Annotated in this window: 13 protein-coding genes and 1 pseudogene; 7 read left to right on the plus strand and 7 right to left on the minus strand. The window is 73.7% G+C overall.

Features of this window, described 5'->3' with window-relative positions:
* The first annotated feature begins 30 nt into the window (after positions 1-30).
* The 4 genes and pseudogenes from MOV08_RS28255 (at position 31) to rbsK (ending at position 5,764) form a co-directional block, all read left to right on the plus strand.
* A complete protein-coding gene (locus MOV08_RS28255) occupies positions 31-1,032 on the plus strand; it encodes a LacI family DNA-binding transcriptional regulator (RefSeq protein WP_039636832.1) in 1,002 nt (333 codons plus the stop codon).
* 140 nt (positions 1,033-1,172) lie between these two features.
* The gene (locus MOV08_RS28260; protein ID WP_275309379.1) at positions 1,173-2,810 is read left to right on the plus strand and encodes a sugar ABC transporter ATP-binding protein; all 1,638 of its coding nucleotides are present in this window, start codon (positions 1,173-1,175) and stop codon (positions 2,808-2,810) included.
* Positions 2,800-4,721 (plus strand): annotated as a pseudogene (locus MOV08_RS28265) (ABC transporter permease/substrate-binding protein). The gene MOV08_RS28260 and the pseudogene MOV08_RS28265 overlap by 11 nt, the downstream one beginning before the upstream one ends.
* A 131-nt stretch (positions 4,722-4,852) precedes the next feature.
* Positions 4,853-5,764: a ribokinase gene (gene rbsK / locus MOV08_RS28270; protein WP_039636841.1), complete on the plus strand. Its 912-nt coding sequence runs from the start codon at positions 4,853-4,855 to the stop codon at positions 5,762-5,764.
* A 266-nt stretch (positions 5,765-6,030) separates the two neighbouring features.
* On the opposite strand, the gene MOV08_RS28275 is transcribed toward rbsK, so the two are convergent.
* Together MOV08_RS28275 and MOV08_RS28280 are read right to left on the minus strand one after the other, a co-directional pair.
* Positions 6,031-7,452 (minus strand): nitrilase-related carbon-nitrogen hydrolase, encoded by a 1,422-nt coding sequence (locus MOV08_RS28275; protein WP_275309380.1) that lies wholly within the window; start codon positions 7,450-7,452, stop codon positions 6,031-6,033.
* 105 nt (positions 7,453-7,557) lie between these two features.
* Complete coding sequence (locus MOV08_RS28280; protein ID WP_039636843.1) at positions 7,558-8,223, minus strand: TetR/AcrR family transcriptional regulator; 666 nt, start codon at positions 8,221-8,223, stop codon at positions 7,558-7,560.
* Between the two features lie 157 nt (positions 8,224-8,380).
* Here MOV08_RS28280 and MOV08_RS28285 point away from each other — a divergent pair, with 157 nt between their 5' ends.
* The gene (locus MOV08_RS28285; RefSeq protein WP_275309381.1) at positions 8,381-10,936 is read left to right on the plus strand and encodes a beta-glucosidase family protein; all 2,556 of its coding nucleotides are present in this window, start codon (positions 8,381-8,383) and stop codon (positions 10,934-10,936) included.
* On the opposite strand, the gene MOV08_RS28290 is transcribed toward MOV08_RS28285, so the two are convergent.
* Positions 10,923-11,624, minus strand: coding sequence for a DUF4097 family beta strand repeat-containing protein (locus MOV08_RS28290; protein WP_039636848.1), 702 nt, complete (start codon positions 11,622-11,624; stop codon positions 10,923-10,925). The two genes, MOV08_RS28285 and MOV08_RS28290, sit on opposite strands and share 14 nt — an antisense overlap.
* Positions 11,625-11,823: 199 nt before the next feature.
* Entirely contained in the window at positions 11,824-12,762 is a 939-nt protein-coding gene (locus tag MOV08_RS28295; protein WP_275309382.1) for an SGNH/GDSL hydrolase family protein, read from the minus strand.
* Between the two features lie 325 nt (positions 12,763-13,087).
* Here MOV08_RS28295 and MOV08_RS28300 point away from each other — a divergent pair, with 325 nt between their 5' ends.
* Complete coding sequence (locus MOV08_RS28300) at positions 13,088-13,582, plus strand: DUF3145 domain-containing protein (RefSeq protein ID WP_018088059.1); 495 nt, start codon at positions 13,088-13,090, stop codon at positions 13,580-13,582.
* Positions 13,583-13,725: 143 nt separating this feature from the next.
* Entirely contained in the window at positions 13,726-14,616 is an 891-nt protein-coding gene (locus tag MOV08_RS28305) for an NAD(P)-dependent oxidoreductase (protein ID WP_039636854.1), read from the plus strand.
* A 99-nt stretch (positions 14,617-14,715) separates the two neighbouring features.
* Here the strand turns inward: MOV08_RS28305 and MOV08_RS28310 are convergent, their stop codons facing one another.
* The 3 genes from MOV08_RS28310 to MOV08_RS28320 all read right to left on the minus strand — a co-directional run bounded on the left by MOV08_RS28310 (position 14,716) and on the right by MOV08_RS28320 (position 17,482).
* Positions 14,716-16,002, minus strand: coding sequence for a beta-ketoacyl-[acyl-carrier-protein] synthase family protein (locus MOV08_RS28310; protein ID WP_039636856.1), 1,287 nt, complete (start codon positions 16,000-16,002; stop codon positions 14,716-14,718).
* A gap of 76 nt (positions 16,003-16,078) precedes the next feature.
* Positions 16,079-16,327, minus strand: a complete 249-nt coding sequence (locus tag MOV08_RS28315; protein ID WP_039636859.1) for an acyl carrier protein — start codon at positions 16,325-16,327, stop codon at positions 16,079-16,081.
* A gap of 108 nt (positions 16,328-16,435) precedes the next feature.
* Positions 16,436-17,482 (minus strand): ketoacyl-ACP synthase III, encoded by a 1,047-nt coding sequence (locus tag MOV08_RS28320; protein ID WP_275309383.1) that lies wholly within the window; start codon positions 17,480-17,482, stop codon positions 16,436-16,438.

A 17,482-nucleotide genomic window follows, 5' to 3' on the forward strand; every position in this document is an offset into this window, starting at 1 on the left:
GATTACACAAGGCGGGGTGGCAACGGAGCCATGGCGAACATCAAGGATGTGGCGGAGCGGGCGGGGGTCTCCGTCGCCACCGTCTCCCGGGTCCTCAACGGCAACAGCCCGGTCGCCGAGACCCGCGAACGGGTCCTCGCCGCCGTACGGGAACTGGGCTACCGCCCCAACAGCGTCGCCCGCGCCCTGCGCACCGCCCGGACCGGCGCGCTCGGCCTGGTGATCAGCGACCTCACCAACCCGTTCTTCACCGAGCTGGCCGACGCCGTCGAGGACGCCGCCCGCGGCCTCGGCTACAGCCTCGTCATCGGCAACGCCGGCGAACGCCCCGCCCAGCAGGACGACTACATCCGCACCCTGCTCGACCGCCGGATCGACGGCCTGCTGGTCAGCTCGGCCGGCACCGGTTCGGCGATGCTCCGCGAGGTGGTCGCCTCCGGCACCCCGCTCGTCCTGCTGGACCGCGCCGTCCCCGGCATCGACGCGCCCTGCGTCCGCGCCGACGGCCGGGCCGCGCTCACCGACCTCGCCGCCCACCTCGCCGCGCTCGGCCGCCGCCGCCCCGCGATCATCGTCGCCCCGGCCGGCACCCCCACCGGCGACGAACGCCTGGAACTCTTCCGCGACGCCCTGGCCGGGCACGGCATCGCGCTCCCCGACGAGCGGGTCGGCGCCACCCCCGACCTCCAACCCAGCGGCGGACGCCGGATGATGAGCGACTTCCTGGACCTCCCCGAACCGCCGGACGCCGTGCTGGCCACCGACAACCTGATGGCGCTCGGCGCGATGGACGAACTCCGCGCCCGCGGCCTGCGGGTCCCCGACGACATGGCGCTGGTGGTCTACGACGACGTGCCGTGGTTCGCGCACACCGACCCGCCGCTGACCGCCATCGCCCAGCCCACCCGCGACCTCGGGCGGGCCGCCGTGCGGACCCTGCTGGAGCGGATCGAGGGCCGCCCCGCCGCCTCCGTGCTGCTGCCCGCCCGGTTGGTGCCGCGCCGCTCCTGCGGCGAGGCGCCGGCCCGCTGACCGCACCCGCCCGCCGCACCGGACCCGCCCGGACCGGCCCGATCCGCCCGGCCCGGCCCGCCCGTCGGGACCCGGCACGGGCGCACCGCCCGCAGACCACCCGCCAGCCGAGGAAGACACCGAGGAGAGAGGGGCAGCGCATGACCGGCGTCAACGACGACGTACCGGACGGCCGCGAACTGCTGCGCGTCGAGGGGGTGACCAAGGCGTTCCCCGGCGTCCGTGCGCTGGACGGCGTCGAGCTGAGCCTGCGCGCCGGCGAGGTGCACGTGCTGCTCGGCGAGAACGGCGCGGGCAAGAGCACCCTGATCAAGATGCTCTCCGGCGCCCACCGCCCGGACGCCGGCCGCATCCTCGTCCGCGGCGGCCCGGACGGTGCGCCCGACGGGCTCCGCGAGGTGCGGATCCGCTCCGCGCAGGACGCCGAACGGCTCGGCATCGCCACCATCTACCAGGAGTTCAACCTCGTCCCCGGGCTGACCGTCGCCGAGAACATCTTCCTGGGCCGCCAACCGCGCACCGCGCTCGGCCTGATCGACCGGAAGACCATGCGCGCCCGCGCCGCCGACCTGCTGCGCCGGGTGCGCCTCGACGTCTCCCCGAACACCCCGGTCGCCGAACTCGGCATCGCCCGGCTCCAGATGGTGGAGATCGCCAAGGCGCTCAGCCTGGACGCCCGCGTGCTGATCATGGACGAGCCGACCGCGGTGCTCACCTCCGAAGAGGTGGAGACCCTCTTCGGCATCGTCCGCGAACTGCGCGAAGCCGGCGTCGGCATCATCTTCATCACCCACCACCTCGACGAGATCGGCGCCCTCGGCGACCGGGTCACCGTCCTGCGCGACGGCCGTTCGGTCGACCAGGTGCCCGCCTCCACCGGCGAGGAGGAACTCATCCGGCTGATGGTCGGCCGGGACATCGCCGAGCAGTACCCGCGCCGCCGCCCCGACGAGCCGGGCGCGCCGCTGCTGCGCGTACGGGGCCTGACCCGGCACGGCGCCAAGGGTACCGGCGGCGCCCCGGCCCGACCGGTCTTCGAGGGCATCGACTTCGACGTCCGGGCCGGCGAGGTGGTGGGCCTGGCCGGACTGGTCGGCGCCGGCCGCACCGAGGTCGCCCGGGCGGTCTTCGGCGTGGACCGCTACGACGCCGGCACCGTCGAGGTGGCCGGCGAGCGGCTGGCCCGCGGCGACGTCCGGGCCGCGATGCGGGCCGGGCTGGGGCTGGTGCCCGAGGACCGCAAGGGCCAGGGCCTGGTCCTGGACGCCTCGCTCCAGGACAACCTGACGCTGGCCCGGCTCGACCGGGACACCCGCGGCGGGCTGGTCGACCGGCGCGGCCAGCGGCGCGAAGCGGCCGACGTCGCCGGGCGGTTGAAGGTCCGGATGAGTGGTCTGGGGCAGCACGCCCGCACCCTCTCCGGCGGCAACCAGCAGAAGATCGTCATCGGCAAGTGGCTGCTGGCGAAGACCCGGCTGCTGATCCTGGACGAACCGACGCGCGGCATCGACGTCGGCGCCAAGGTCGAGATCTACCAGCTCGTCAACGAGCTGACGGCCGCCGGCTGCGGGGTGCTGATGATCTCCAGCGATCTGCCCGAGGTGCTCGGCATGAGCGACCGGGTGCTGGTGATGGCACAGGGCCGGCTGACCGGCGAACTGCCGGCCGGGCAGGCCACCCAGGACGCCGTGATGGAGCTGGCGCTGCAGTCCCCGCGCGCCGCCTCCGATGGCACGCACACCGACGAGAGCGCGATGGAGGGCTCCGATGTCCGCTGAGGTGAAGACGGCAGCCGCCCCACGGGCGGCGGGCGGGGGCACGGCCCCGGACGGCTTCGGGGCGTGGTTCTCCCGGGCCGTGCTGCGCAACGGCCCGCTCGGCGGCCTGATCGCCCTGGTCGTGGTGATGGCCGTGCTCTCCCGGGACTTCCTCAACGGCCAGAACCTCCTCAATGTCGGCGTCCAGGCGTCGGTCACCGCGATCCTGGCCTTCGGCGTCACCTTCGTGATCGTCTCGGCCGGCATCGATCTGTCCGTCGGCTCGGTCGCCGCGCTCTCGGCCACCGTCGTCGCCTGGGCCGCCACCGATCAGGGACTGCCGGTCTGGCTCGCGGTGCCGCTGGGCCTCGCGGTCGGCGCGCTCGCCGGCCTGCTCTCCGGCGCCCTGGTCGCCTACGGACGGCTGCCGGCCTTCATCGCCACGCTGGCGATGCTGTCCGTCGGCCGCGGCCTGGCCCTGGTCGTCTCCGGCGGCTCGCCGATCCCCTTCCCCGGTGCGGTCAACGGGCTCGGCGACACCCTGGGCGACTGGCTGCCGGTCCCCGTCCTCGTCATGATCGCGATGGGGCTGATCGCCGCGCTGATCCTGGCCCGGACGTACTCCGGCCGCGCGATGTTCGCGATCGGCGGCAACGAGGAGGCGGCCCGCCTCTCCGGCATCGACGTCAAGCGCCGCAAGCTCGTGATCTACGCGCTGTCCGGGCTGTTCGCCGCCGTCGCCGGCATCGTGCTGGCGGCCCGGCTCACCTCCGCGCAGCCGCAGGCCGCCAGTGGTTACGAACTCGACGCCATCGCCGCCGTCGTCATCGGCGGGGCCAGCCTCTCCGGCGGCTCCGGCAAGGCGTCCGGCACGCTGATCGGCGCGCTGATCCTCGCCGTGCTGCGCAACGGCCTCAACCTGCTGAGCGTCTCGGCCTTCTGGCAGCAGGTCGCCACCGGTCTGGTGATCGCGCTCGCCGTCCTCCTGGACACCCTGCGGCGCAGGAGCGCGCGATGAGGCGGCGCACGGCACTGCTCGGCGCGGCCCTCGCGGTCGGCGCCCTCGCCCTGGCCGGCTGCGACCGCGGGGGCAACACCGACCTCGGTCTGGCCCTGTCCACGATGAACAACCCGTTCTTCGTCGGTATCAAGAAGGGCGCGCAGGCCGAGGCGGACGCCCGCGGGCTGCACATCAACATCACCGACGCGCAGAACGACCCCATGCAGCAGATCAACCAGATGGAGACCTTCACCAGCCAGCAGGTGAAGGCGGCCATCATCAACCCGGTCGACGCCGACGCCGCAGTCCCCGCCGTCGGCGTCGCCAACCGGGCCAAGGTGCCGGTGATCTCCATCGACCGCGGCGTCAACGGCGGGCGGGTCGGCTCGACCATCGCCTCCGACAACGTCGCCGGCGGCCGGCTCGCCGCCAGGACCCTCGCCGAGGCGCTCGGCGGCAAGGGCAAGGTGGCCTTCCTCGAAGGCCAGCCCGGTACCTCCGCCGCCCGCGAACGCGGCCGGGGCTTCGAGGAGGGCATCGGGCAGTACCCCGGCATCGAGGTCGTCGCCCGGCAGCCCGCCGACTTCGACCGGACCAAGGGCATGGACGTGATGTCCAATATGCTCCAGGCGCACCGCGACATCGCCGGGGTGTTCGCCGCCAACGACGAGATGGCACTCGGCGCCTCCAAGGCGCTGGGCGCCCGCTCCGGCAAGGACGTGAAGGTGGTGGCGTTCGACGGGACCCCGGACGGGGTCCGGGCCGTCCGCGCCGGCACCCTCACCGCCACCGTCGCCCAGCAACCCGAACTGCTCGGCAAGCAGGCCGTGGAATGGGCGCTGAAGGCGGTCCGCGGGGAGAAGCTGCCGCGGACGGTCAAGGTGCCGGTGGTGCTGGTGACGGCGGCCAACGCCGCCGCGTTCGGCGGCTGACGGCGCCGCCGGGCGGCACCGGGGCGGACCACCGCCACCGGTGCCCGCCGGGCGGCGACAAGCAGGAAGAGAAGGCAACGCGGCGTATGGACACGAGAGAACGACGCCCGGACAGAGAAGAGGAACGGCGCATGTACGACGTCCTGGTGGTCGGCTCGGCCAACGCGGACCTGACCGTGCGGGTGGCCCGGCGGCCCGGCGCGGGGGAGACCGTGCTCGGCACGGACCTGATGGAGTCGGCCGGCGGCAAGGGCGCCAACCAGGCCGCCGCGGCGGCCCGGATCGGGGGGCGCACCGCCCTGCTGGCCCGGGTCGGCGGCGACGCCTACGGCGAGCTGCTGCTGGCCGCCCAGCGCGCGGCGGGCACCGACGTCGCGCCCGTCATCGTGGACGAGCACGCCCGCACCGGCACCGCGATGATCATCGTCGACCCGGACGGCGACAACAGCATCGTCGTCTCGCCGGGCGCCAACGCCGCCCTCACCCCGGACGACGTGGCCGCCGCCAAGGGCGTCATCGCGGCCTCCGCGGTGGTCTCCCTCCAGTTGGAGATTCCGCTGGAGACCGTGCGGGCGGCCGCGGCCGCGGCCGAGGAGGCCGGCACCCGTGTCGTCCTCAACCCCTCCCCGGCGCCCGAGGACCTCGACCGTGAACTGCTGGCCGTGGCCGACCCGCTGGTGGTCAACGAGCACGAGGCCCGAGCGCTCTCCGGCCGCGCCGACGGCACCCCCACCGACTGGGCGGCGGCACTGCGCGAGCGGGGCGCCCGCTCGGTCGTGGTGACGCTCGGCGGCGACGGGGCGCTGGTGCTGGACGACTCCGGGACGACGGCCGTGCCGGGCGTGCGGGTCGAGGCGGTGGACACCACCGGCGCCGGCGACGCCTTCACCGGCGCCCTGGCCACCCGACTGGCGGGTGGCGCCACCCTCCCCGAGGCGGCCCGCTTCGCGGTACGCGTCGGCGCCGCGGCCGTCACCAAGCCGGGCGCCCAGCCGTCGTACCCCACCGCCGAGGAACTGGCACAGCTGCCGCAGCTGCCGTAACCGGCGGAGCACGAACGGCCCGAACGAGCCGAACGGTCTGCGCGGTCTGTACGGTGCGCACGGGCCGCACGGGCCGCACGGGCCGCACGGGCCGCACGGGCCGCACGGGCCGCACGGGCCGCACGGGCCGCACGGGCCGCACGGGCCGGGCTGCCGCGCCGGCCGCGGGACCGCGCCGGCCGAGCGGGGGCGGACGGGACCAACAGGCCGGCGCGGTACGGCAGTTGCCCGCCGCCCCGCCCCGCCCGGTCGGCCCCGTCCGCGGCTCACCGCTCGGCCCCCGCGGCGAGCTCCCGGGGCCCGTACAGCGCGTGCTCCGCACCGGTCGCCAGCGCCCAGTAGCGGTCGCCGTAGGACCAGTGCCACCACTCGGTCGGGTAGTTGACCAGGCCCGCCCCGCACAGCGCGGCGGACAGGATCCGACGGTTGGCGCGGGCCTTGGGCGTCAGGTCCGGAGCTGAGGTGTAGCAGGCGCCGCCGCTCTCCTCCGGGGACGCGTCGAGCGGTGTCCCCATGTCGACATTTCCGCCGTCCGCGGTGACCAGTGTGAGGTCCACCGCACCGCCGGCGCTGTGCGGGGCGATCTCCGGCGGGGACACGAAGCGGCTGGCGGCGCGGTGGACCCGGGCGTCGTCCCAGTCGGGGTGGGCGGCGCGCAGTTCGTCCCCGTACCGCGTGAAGTAGCGGCGCTGGAGGGCCGGCGGGCGGTACCCCTCCACGAACCGGAGCCGCAACCCCTCCGGCAGCGCCTCCTGTGCGGCCAGCAGCCGCCGCAGCACCCCCTCCCGCAGATGGGCCGATGCGCCGTCCGGGCCCGCCCCGTCCGGGCCCGCCCCGTCCGTGGCCGCGCTCCCGTCCGCCAGCAGACCGGGCGCCGCGGTGCGCACGTCCACCAGCGGCTCCCCGCACTCCCGGACCGGCACCGCGGCCACCGCGGGGTCGGCCATCAGCGTGATCGCGTCCCGGACGTCGCTCAGCGCCAGCTCGGCACCGGCCCCGTCCGGCCCGGCGGACGCCGCCGCCACCGGCTCGCCGGACGGCAGCCAGCAGCCGCTGAGCCCGGCGGCCGGGCCGGGGCTGCCGACCCCGATGCCGTTGGCCAGCAGGACGTGCAGCCCGTTCGCGCGGGCCAACTCGCCGTACCGCGCCACCCGCTCGGCGTCGCCGTGGAAGGCACTGGACAGGTACACCCGGCAGCCGTCCGCCGCGGCCTGCTTCGGCACCTCGGGGAAGGAGTTGTCGAAGCAGGTGGCGAGCGCGAAGCGGATCCCGCCGAGGGTGAACCGGCCGTGCGCGCTGCCCGGCGCGAACACCGCGTTCTCCGTCTCGAACAGGTGCCGCTTGTCGTAGCGGGTGAGCAGGTCACCGTCGGGTCCGTACACGAAGCTGGCGATGGTGGGCCGTGCGTCGTCCCCGGTGCCGCGCCCGGGACCGTTGACCACCGCGGCGACGCCGGTCGCGCGGCACGCCTCCCGTATCGGCGTCAGCCGGGGGTCGTCCGGCAGCACGGAGAGCCCCGCCGGGTCGGCGGCTATCGCGGAGAGGTCGTAGTGGGTCAGTGCCAGCTCGGCGAAGACCACCAGCCCGGCGCCGCGCTCGGCGGCCTCGGTGACCAGCCCGGCCATCCGCGCGGCGTTGCCGGCGATATCGCCCGGGACGGAGGGGAATTGTGCGGCAGCAATGATCATTGCCCCATGATGCCCGCTCCCGCAGCCGGCCCGTGCCGGCCTGTGGACAACTCCCACCCCGCCGGCTCCCGACGCTCCGCGTAGCCCCGGCCCGCGCGCAGCCCCCTACTCCTCACGGTCCCCTTCGCCCGCCCCCGGGCCCGGCTCCGCTTCCCCCGCCGCCCCGGTTCCGAGCAGGGTCAGGAAGTCGCGGAACGACGCGGGCATGTCCACCTCTTCGGGGTCCAGCAGCCACTGCAGTTGGAGCCCGTCCATCACCGCGACCAGGAGCGGGGCCGCCCGCTCCGGGGTCAGGCCGCCGGGCAGGGCGTCGCCGAACTCGGCCCGCAGCGCCGCGGCCAGCGCCTCGCGCACGGCGCGGAAGCGGGCCTCGAAGAAGTCGCGCGCGGGGTGCTCCTCGGTGACACTGTCGGCAGAGAGCACGGTGTACGCCTGGACGATGCCGGGGCGGGCGGCGTTGTACTCGACGAGCTGGGCGAGGGTGCCGGTGCGCCAGGAGCCGGAGGCCGCCGCGGCGGCGTCCCAGCGGTCGCGCGCCTCCAGCACGCCGATCAGCAGCAGCTCCTTCGTCGGGAAGTGGTGCAGCAGCCCCTGTTGCGTCAGCCCGGCCCGCTCGGCGACGGCGGCGAGCGAGGTCCGGCGGTAGCCGCGCTCGGCGATGAGCTGCATGGCGGCCTCCAGGATCACCGCCCGCCGCTCCGCGCGCTGCGTCTCCCGGCCGTGGCCGGCCCGCCGGGAACCCCGGGCCGCGCTCCGCTCTTCCGCACTCACCGGCCGAGCGTAACCCTCCCGGCCCGCTCCGCCGGCGCCCCCGACGCACCGTCGGCGAAGGTGGATAACGGAGAAGTAACGATACCTACCTTCCGTCCGGTATGAGGGTGAGAATTCGGCCAGGGGGGCCGCACGTCCACACGAGGGAGCGCCGCACATGACCGATCAGCCGCACGCCCGCCCCGCCGAGCCCGGCCCCCGCACCGCCCCCGGCGCGAACGCCGGCACCGGAGCGGCCCCCCACGACTACACCGACGCGGTGGAGCGGGCGCTCGGCGCGCTCGACCTGGACACCAAGGTCCGGCTGCTCTCGGGGCAGGACATGTGGAGCCTGCCGGCGGTGCCCGCGATCGGACTGCGGTCGCTGGTGATGTCGGACGGGCCGATCGGCGTCCGGGGTCGGCACTGGAGCGCGGCGGACCCGTCGGTGGCGCTGCCCAGCCCCACCGCCCTGGCCGCCACCTGGGACCCCGAACTGGCCCGCCGGGCCGGCCGGTTGCTCGCCCAGGAGGCCCGCCGCAAGGGCGTGCACGTCCTGCTGGCGCCGACCGTCAACCTGCACCGCTCGCCGCTGGGCGGCCGGCACTTCGAGTGCTACTCCGAGGACCCGCTGCTGACCGGCCTGATGGGCGCGGGCTATGTACGGGGCGTGCAGGAGGGCGGCGTCGGCACCACCGTCAAGCACTTCGTGGCCAACGACGCCGAGACCGACCGCTTCACGGTCGACAACCGCATCGCGCCGCGCCCGCTGCACGAGCTCTATCTCGCGCCCTTCGAGCACATCGTCACCCAGGCCCGCCCCTGGGGGATCATGACCGCCTACAACCAGGTCAACGGCTCGACGATGACCGAACACCACCACCTCGTCACCGAAGTCCTGCGCGGCGCATGGGGCTTCGACGGCTGCAACGTCTCCGACTGGACCGCGGCCCGGAACACCGTCCGGGCCCTGCGCGGTGGCCTGGACGTGGCGATGCCGGGGCCCCGCACGGTCTTCGGCGCCCCGCTGGCGGCGGCCGTGCGCGCGGGGGAGATCGCCGAGTCGGAGGTGGACACCGCGGTCCGCCGGGTGCTGCTGCTGGCCGCCCGGACCGGCTGTCTGGACGGGGTGCCGCCCGCCGCCCCGGCCGACGCTCCCCAGCGCATCGACGGCCGGGCCGTCGCCCGCGAGCTGGCCCGCCGCGCCGTCGTCCTGCTGCGCAACGAACCGGTGGGCGAGGCGTCCGCCGGCGGCGCACGCCCGGTCCTGCCGCTTGACCCCGCCGCGCTGCGCCGGGTCGCCGTCATCGGCGCGGCCGCCCGCGACGCCCGGGTGCTGGGCGGCGGTTCCGCCACCGTCTTCCCCGCAACGGTCGTCTCGCCGCTCGCGGGTCTGCGCGCCGCGCTCCCCGACGACGTCGAGGTCGTCTTCGCGACCGGCGCCGACCCGCGCACCCGCACCCCGCACGCGCGCGAGGGTTTCACCCTGCGCGCCCGCTACCTCGCCGCCGACGGCCGACTGCTCGCCGAGACACCGCAGTTCGACGGCAAGGTCCAGGTGCTCGACAGCTTCCCCGACGGCGTGACCCGCCAGGAACTGCACGCCGTCGAACTCACCGGCAGCTTCGTCCCGCGGATCACCGGCCCGCACACCCTGGCGCTGGTCGGCGCCGGACGGCTCCGGCTGACCCTCGGGGAGAGCGTCCTCTTCGACGGCGACGGCGCCGCGCCGGAGGGCACCGACCCCTTCGAGGCATTCCTGAATCCCCCCGAGCACCGGGTCACCACCGACCTGGCCGCCGATCAGGAACTCGCGCTCACCCTGCGGTTCGTCCCGCACAGCCTCGGCCTGGGCGGGGGCCTGGACGCCCTGAACGTCGTCCTCGGCCACCTGGAGCCGCAGCTGGACGGGGATGCCGAGATCGCGGAGGCGGTCCGCGCGGCGACCGGCGCGGATGCCGCGATCGTCGTCGTCGCGACCACCGAGGAGGTCGAATCGGAGGGGTTCGACCGCACCGACCTCCGGCTGCCGGGCCGGCAGGACGAACTGGTCGCCCGGGTCGCCGCCGCCAACCCCCGCACCGTCGTGGTGGTCAACTCCGGCTCCCCGGTGGAACTGCCCTGGCGCGACCAGGTCCCGGCGGTGCTGCTGAGCTGGTTCCCCGGCCAGGAGGCCGGGACCGCGCTGGCCGACGTCCTGCTCGGCGACCATGAACCGGGCGGCCGGCTCCCCACCACCTGGCCGGCCCGCCTCGCCGACGCCCCGGTCACCACCGTCACCCCCACCGACGGCGCGCTCCCCTACACGGAGGGGGTGTTCATCGGCTACCGCGCCTGGCAACGCGGCAGCACTGCCCCCGCCTACCCCTTCGGCCACGGCCTCGGCTACACCCGCTGGGAGTACGAGTCGCTGGACACCACCCCCGACTCCGTACGGGTCCGGCTGCGCAACGCCGGCGACCGCCCCGGACGCGAGGTCGTCCAGATCTACCTCGCGCCGGCCGGTGACACCTCCGGCGCACCGGAGCGCCCGGCCCACTGGCTGGCGGGCTTCGGCACCGTCGAGGCGGGCCCCGGCGAGAGCGCGGAGACCGAGATCCCGCTGCCGGGGCGCGCCTTCGAGGTCTGGTCGGAACCGGACGGCGGCTGGCGCCGGATCCCGGGCACCTACACCGTCGAGGCGGCCCACAGCAGCGCCGACATCCGGCTGACCGCGCGGATCACTGCTGGCTGAGCACCGAGACGTCGCCGCCGCTCGACCGCGCGGATATTTTGTGGGCCGAGCCCTCGTCCGTCGTGACGGACACCTTGCGGCTGCCGCCGCTGGTGCCCGCGTCGACGGCGTAGGTGCCCTTGGGCACCCGGATCGTGACATTGCCCCCGCTGGTCCGGCCGGACACCTCGTCGGGCACCGCGCCGAGTGACATCTCCACGTCGCCGCCGCTGGTCTTCACCTTCGCCGTACGGGTCTTGGTGTCCTCGATGGTGATGTCGCCGCCGCTGGTTTCCGCGGTGATCCCGCCGGAGGCGCCGCGGACGGTGACGTCGCCGCCGCTGGTGTGCAGATCCACCGAGGCGTTGCGCGGCAGCAGGACGCGGTAGCCCACCTCGCAGTGGTGGCCCGAGGAGCAGTCCTCGGAGTCCAGCGTCAGCCGGCCGTCCTTGACGGTGTGTGTGGTCTGCGGCTTGGCGTCGTCGTACTTGTACTTCTCCGTCACCTTGACCGGGACGCCGGCCTCCACCGGCACGATCTCGATGTTGCCGCCGTGGGTCGTCGCCGAGAGCGCGCTGATCGTGCCGTCGACGCCGTACGTCCGCTGGGCGGACTTGAGCGAGCCGGTCCAGACCAGGGAGCAGCCGGTCGTCAGCAGGGTCAATGCCACGCAGGGCAGGACGAGATGGGCGGCACGGAGACGGGCCATGGCGAGATTCCCCCGAGGCAGTGGTGACGGTGCGGTACGGAACGGCCGTACCCGGCCGAACCGCTTGGTCATCATCATCCCCGCCCCGCGGCCCGCGGACGTCGCCGCACGGTATGACGTTCCAGGTCCCCGCACGGTATGACCCGCACCGCCGTGCCCTTAGGGGGTTCCCTGACGTCGCATCCGGGACCCGGTCGCCTCAGTTGCCGGAAGCGGCCTCACCCTTCAGGGGGTTTTCCTTGCGCGTGATCGTCCGGAACGCCAGCTCCGCCAGCTGCTGCTGGCCGTGCAGCCCCGGATGGAACCAGTCCCAGGTGCTCAACTGCTGCCCGGTGAAGCGGTAGTCGAAGACGGAGCGGTCGAAGCGGCACAGCGTGTCCTTGGCGCAGACCTCCGCCAGCGCCTCGTTGTACGCCATCACCCGGTCCCGTACCAGGGCCCGCCGGTCCTGTGCCGGCTTCGTCAGGTCGTCCGGGTCCCGCAGCATCGAACCGCAGATGCCCAGCTTCCAGACCTGCTTCCCGAGCGGGTTCTTGCGCCCCTCGGACCACAGCCGCAGCAGGTCCGGCACGGCCGCGACATACACCTGGGTGCGCGGCAGGCTGTGCCGCAGGGTCTTCATGGACCGCTCGAAGCCGGCCCGGAAGTCCGCCGCGGAGGTCATCGCCCCCACGTCGCTGCGGCAGGCGTCGTTGGCGCCGATCAGGACCGTGACCAACTCCGGCCTGCGGGCCGCCGCAGCGGTGATCTGCTGCGGCAGGTCGCTCATCAGGGCGCCGGTCCGGGCGTAGTTCCAGCTGTGCGCGGCCGGGTTCTTCTTCAACAGCCGGTGGGCCAGGCTGTCGACCTTGGGGCTGGTGCCGGTGGACCAGGAGACCTCGGGGCAGTCGGAGAGCACCGTGCAGGCGTCGAAGCCGACGGTGATGGAGTCGCCGAGCGCCGCGATCGAGGCGGGGTCCGTCCGCCAGGCAGGGGCGGGCTTCACGGTGGGTCTGGCGGCGCCGCGGCCGTGCGGGGCGGAGTCGGCACCACAGGCGGTGAGGGTGGTCAGCAGCGCCGAAGTGGTGGTGAGGGCCAAGGCGGCCCGGGCCGTGAGGCGGTGACGCCGAGGGCGAACGGGCCGATCGGTCGACGTCATACCCTGTCCCCTCCGGCGTGCGAGTGATATCTCTTCGGGTACCGACGGTACGTCACTTCCGGTCCGGCACCGCGCGGTAGCTTGGCCCCGTGCCTGCCGGGCGGTGACCCGAAGTGGCATGTGCAGTCGGCACAGACAAATTACAACACGTCATTTCCTGTCCCTTTTGCGGCAAATTCCGCCTAGTGGTGTTTACTGTAGGTCACCTCGCATGCTGGTGCCGAAGTGATCACTGGGGCAGAATGTCGACAGCTGTCCCGGCCGCGACCGGAACGGGCACGAGGCCGCTGGGGAAGGCGAACCTCGATCCGCACGGGAGGTCCCGGTGACGACACGTGGAGTCCTGTACGTCCACTCCGCTCCACGAGCGCTGTGCCCGCACGTCGAATGGGCGGTGGCGGGCGTCCTCGGGGTGCGCGTCAACCTCGACTGGATCCGCCAGCCGGCGTCGCCCGGCACCTGGAGAGCGGAGTTCTCCTGGCAGGGCGAGGCCGGCACCGCCTCCAAGCTCGCCTCCGCGCTGCGCGGCTGGCACCTGCTCCGCTTCGAGGTGACCGCCGAGCCCTGCTCCACCGCCGAGGGCGAGCGCTACAGCTCCACCCCGGACCTGGGCATCTTCCACGCCGTCACCGGCATCCACGGCGACATCCTCATCCCCGAGGACCGGCTGCGCGCCGCCGTCGCCCGCTCCGCGCGCGGCGAGACCGAACTCGCCGCCGAGGTGGCCAAGCTGCTCGGCAAGCCCTGGGACGACGAGCTGGAGCCCTTCCGGTACGCCGGCGAGGGTGCCCCGGTGCGCTGGCTGCACCAGGTCGTATGAGGAGTGGGGCGCCGGTCTGCCGGCTCCCCCAGGCCGTCGTCCGACGCCCCGCACGCGCCCGTACGGAGCCTTGTGCGGGGTCCGTCGTGCGACACACGGCGCACGCTTGACCTGGAGTCCACTCCAAGCCCTAGCGTGCCGCCATGGCTGACAACAACACCTCTGACACCCCTTCGGTCGCCGTCCTCGGCACCGGGATCATGGGCACGGCGATGGCCCGCAACCTCGCCCGCGCCGGGCTGGACGTCCGGGCCTGGAACCGCACCCGCGCCAAGGCCGAGCCGTTGGCCGCCGACGGGGTCCGGGTCACCGACACCCCGGGCGAGGCGGTGGACGGCGCCGACGCGGTCCTCACCATGCTGCTCGACGGCCCCGCCGTCCTCGACGCCATGCGCCGGGCAGCCCCCGACCTCGCGCCCGGTGCCCTCTGGCTCCAGATGAGCACCGTCGGGCCCGAGGCGCTCGAACCGCTCGTCCGCTTCGCCGCCGAACGGGACCTGCGGATCGTGGACGCCCCCGTACTGGGCACCAAGGCGCCCGCCGAGAAAGGGAAGTTGATCGTTCTCGCCGCCGGGGACCGGGACCTGCGCGAACGCGCCGGGCGGTACTTCGACATCGTCGGCGGCCGCACCCAGTGGGTCGGTGACGATGCCGCGGGCGGGGCCGCCAGCCGACTCAAGCTCGTCGTCAACAGCTGGGTGATGACCGTCATCAGCGGTACCGGTGAAACCCTGGGGCTCGCCAAGGGGCTGGGCGTCGACCCGCGGGAATTCCTGGACGCGGTCGCCGGCGGCTCGCTCGACATGCCGTATCTGCGGATGAAGTCGGAGCTGATCCTGACCGGTGACCTCGCGCCCAGCTTCACGGTCTCCGCGGCGCGCAAGGACATCCGGCTGATCACCGAGGCCGCCGAGGCGGCCGGCGTCCACACGGACCTGGCGGCCGCCGCCGCGGAGCGGTTCCGCCGCGCCGAGAAGCAGGGCCACGGCGGCGAGGACGGCGCGGCCGCGTACTTCGCCAGTTTCGACGACTGACCGGCCGGCGGCGGCAGCACGAGGGCCCGCCCGGTCGTCCTGACCGGGCGGGCCCTCGTGGTGACCGCTGCGCGGCGGCCGTCGGCCGCCGGCGGTGCCTCAGACCGTGCGGAAGGCGAGGACCACGTTGTGGCCGCCGAAGCCGAACGAGTCGTTCAGCGCCGCGATCCGGCCCTCGGCCGGCAGCGCGCGGGACTCGTCGCGGACGATGTCCGCGTCCACCTCGGGGTCGAGGTTCTCGACGTTGATGGTCGGCGGGGCCGTCCGGTGGTACAGCGCCAGGATCGTGGCGACCGTCTCCACGCCGCCCGCGCCGCCCAGGAGGTGGCCGGTCATCGACTTGGTGGCGGAGACCGCCATGTGCCGCACGTCGTCGCCGAAGACCTTGTGCAGCGCCTTCAGCTCCGCCAGGTCGCCCTGCGGGGTCGAGGTGGCGTGCGCGTTGACGTGCACGATCTCGGACGGGGCGAGGTCGCTGTTGTCGAGGAGGTTCTGCAGCGCGTGCGCGATGCCGTTGCCGGACGGCTCCGGCTGCACGATGTCGTGGCTGTCGGCGGAGATGCCCTGGCCGACCGCCTCGGCGTAGACCCGCGCGCCGCGCTTGGCGGCGTGCTCGGCCGACTCCAGGACGATCACGCCGGCGCCCTCACCGAGGACGAAGCCGTTGCGCTCGGTGTCGAACGGACGGGAGGCGCCCTGCGGGTCCTCGTTGTTCTTCGACATCGCCATCATGTTGCCGAACGCCGCGATCGGCAGCGGGTGGATGGCCGCCTCCGTGCCGCCCGCGACGACGATGTCGGCGCGGCCCGTACGGATCATCTCGATGGCGTAGCCGATGGCCTCGGAGCCGGAGGCGCAGGCGCTCACCGGGGTGTGCACACCGGCGCGGGCGTTGACGTCCAGGCCGACGTTGGCCGACGGGCCGTTGGGCATCAGCATCGGGACGGTGTGCGGGGAGACCCGCCGGACGCCCTTCTCGCGCAGGACGTCGTACTGGCCCAGGAGCGTGGTCACGCCGCCGATGCCGGAGGCGATGACGGTGCCCAGGCGGTCGGGGTTGACCGAACCGGCCGGCCCGGCGGCGGTGTCCGGCTCGCCGGCCTTGGCCGTGAAGCCGGCGTCCGCCCATGCCTCACGGGCCGCGATCAGCGCGAACTGCGCCGAGCGGTCCAGTCGGCGGGCCTGCGGGCGGGGCAGGATCTCGCCGGGGTCCACCGCCGCCTGCGCGGCGATCTTGACCGGCAGGTCGGCTGCCCATTCCTGCTCCAGGGGGCTCACGCCGGACCGGCCGGCGAGCATGCCCTCCCAGGTCGAAGCGCTGTCGCCACCCAGCGGTGTGGTTGCGCCGATACCGGTGACGACCACGGTGCGATTGGTCGCGTTCACGGGAATTCTTACTCCACGGGTAGAGGTGTCTGAATCGACGGCGCCACCGCGGGGTGGCGACATGCGCTGCGCCAGATCAGGACTGGTGCTTGAGGATGTAGTCGGTCGCGTCGCCGACGGTCTTGAGGTTCTTGACGTCGTCGTCCGGGATCTTCACGTCGAAGCGCTCCTCGGCGGCGACGACGACCTCGACCATGGACAGCGAGTCGACGTCCAGGTCGTCGGTGAAGGACTTGTCCACCTGGACGTCCTCGGTGGGGATGCCAGCGATCTCGTTGACGATCTCGGCGAGACCCTTGACGATCTCTTCCTTCGTGGCGGCCATGATGGCGCTCCTTCGAATAGCGGGAAAATGCTTGTTTTACGGTGAAGCGGTGAAGGCCCGCGCAGTGGCCGGCACGTCGTGCTCGGTGCCGGACTGCGCAGATCTTGCCTAGGGGAGAGTAACGACCGTCGCGGCGTACACGAGACCCGCCCCGAAGCCGATGACCAGCGCGGTGTCCCCGCTCTTGGCCTGCCCGGTCGCCAACAGCCGCTCCATGGCGAGCGGAATCGAGGCGGCCGAGGTGTTGCCGGTGGTCTCCACGTCACGGGCGACCGTGACGCTCTCCGGCAGCTTCAGAGTCTTCACCATCGAGTCGATGATCCGCATGTTGGCCTGGTGCGGAATGAAGACGTCCAGGTCGTCCGGGCTGACTCCGGCCTCGTCCAGCGCCTGCTGGGCGACCTTCGCCATCTCGAACACCGCCCATCGGAAGACCGCCTGGCCCTCCTGGGTGATCGCGGGATAGCGGATCGCCTCGGGCGCGGGACGCTCCTTCGGCCCGTCGCCGCCGGGCGTCGGGGTGGTGCGGTACACGTCCCAGGAGAGGGTCTGCTTGATGGTCTCGGACTTGTCGCCCTCCGAGCCCCACACCGTCGGGCCGATCGCCGGCTCCTTGGCCGGGCCGACGATGACCGCGCCGGCGCCGTCGCCGAACAGGAAGGCCGTCGCGCGGTCCTCAAGGTCCGTCAGGTCCGAGAGCCGCTCGACGCCGATCACCAGGACGTACTCCGCCGAGCCCTCGACGACCATCCCCTTGGCCAGGGTCAGCCCGTAGCCGAAGCCGGCGCAGCCCGCGGAGATGTCGAACGCGGCCGGCTTGCCCGCGCCGACGAGGTGCGCGATCTCGGTCGCGATGGCCGGGGTCTGCTTGAAGTGCGAGACGGTGGAGACGACCACCGCGCCGATCTGCTCGGGCGCGATCCCGGCGTCGGCGATGGCCTTGCCGGACGCCTCGACCGCCATGGTCGCGACGGTCTCCTCCGGGCCCGCCCAGTGGCGCGTGGCGATGCCCGACCGGGAGCGGATCCACTCGTCGGACGAGTCGATGTGCTTGAGGATCTCCTCGTTGGGCACGACACGGGTCGGGCGGTAGCCGCCGACGCCCATGATCCGCGCGTACGGGGCGCCCTTGGAGGGCTTGATCTTCGAGGTCAT

Origin of the sequence: Streptomyces yunnanensis, from assembly GCF_029011865.1 — a bacterium.
GTDB classification, from domain to species: Bacteria; Actinomycetota; Actinomycetes; order Streptomycetales; family Streptomycetaceae; genus Streptomyces; species Streptomyces yunnanensis.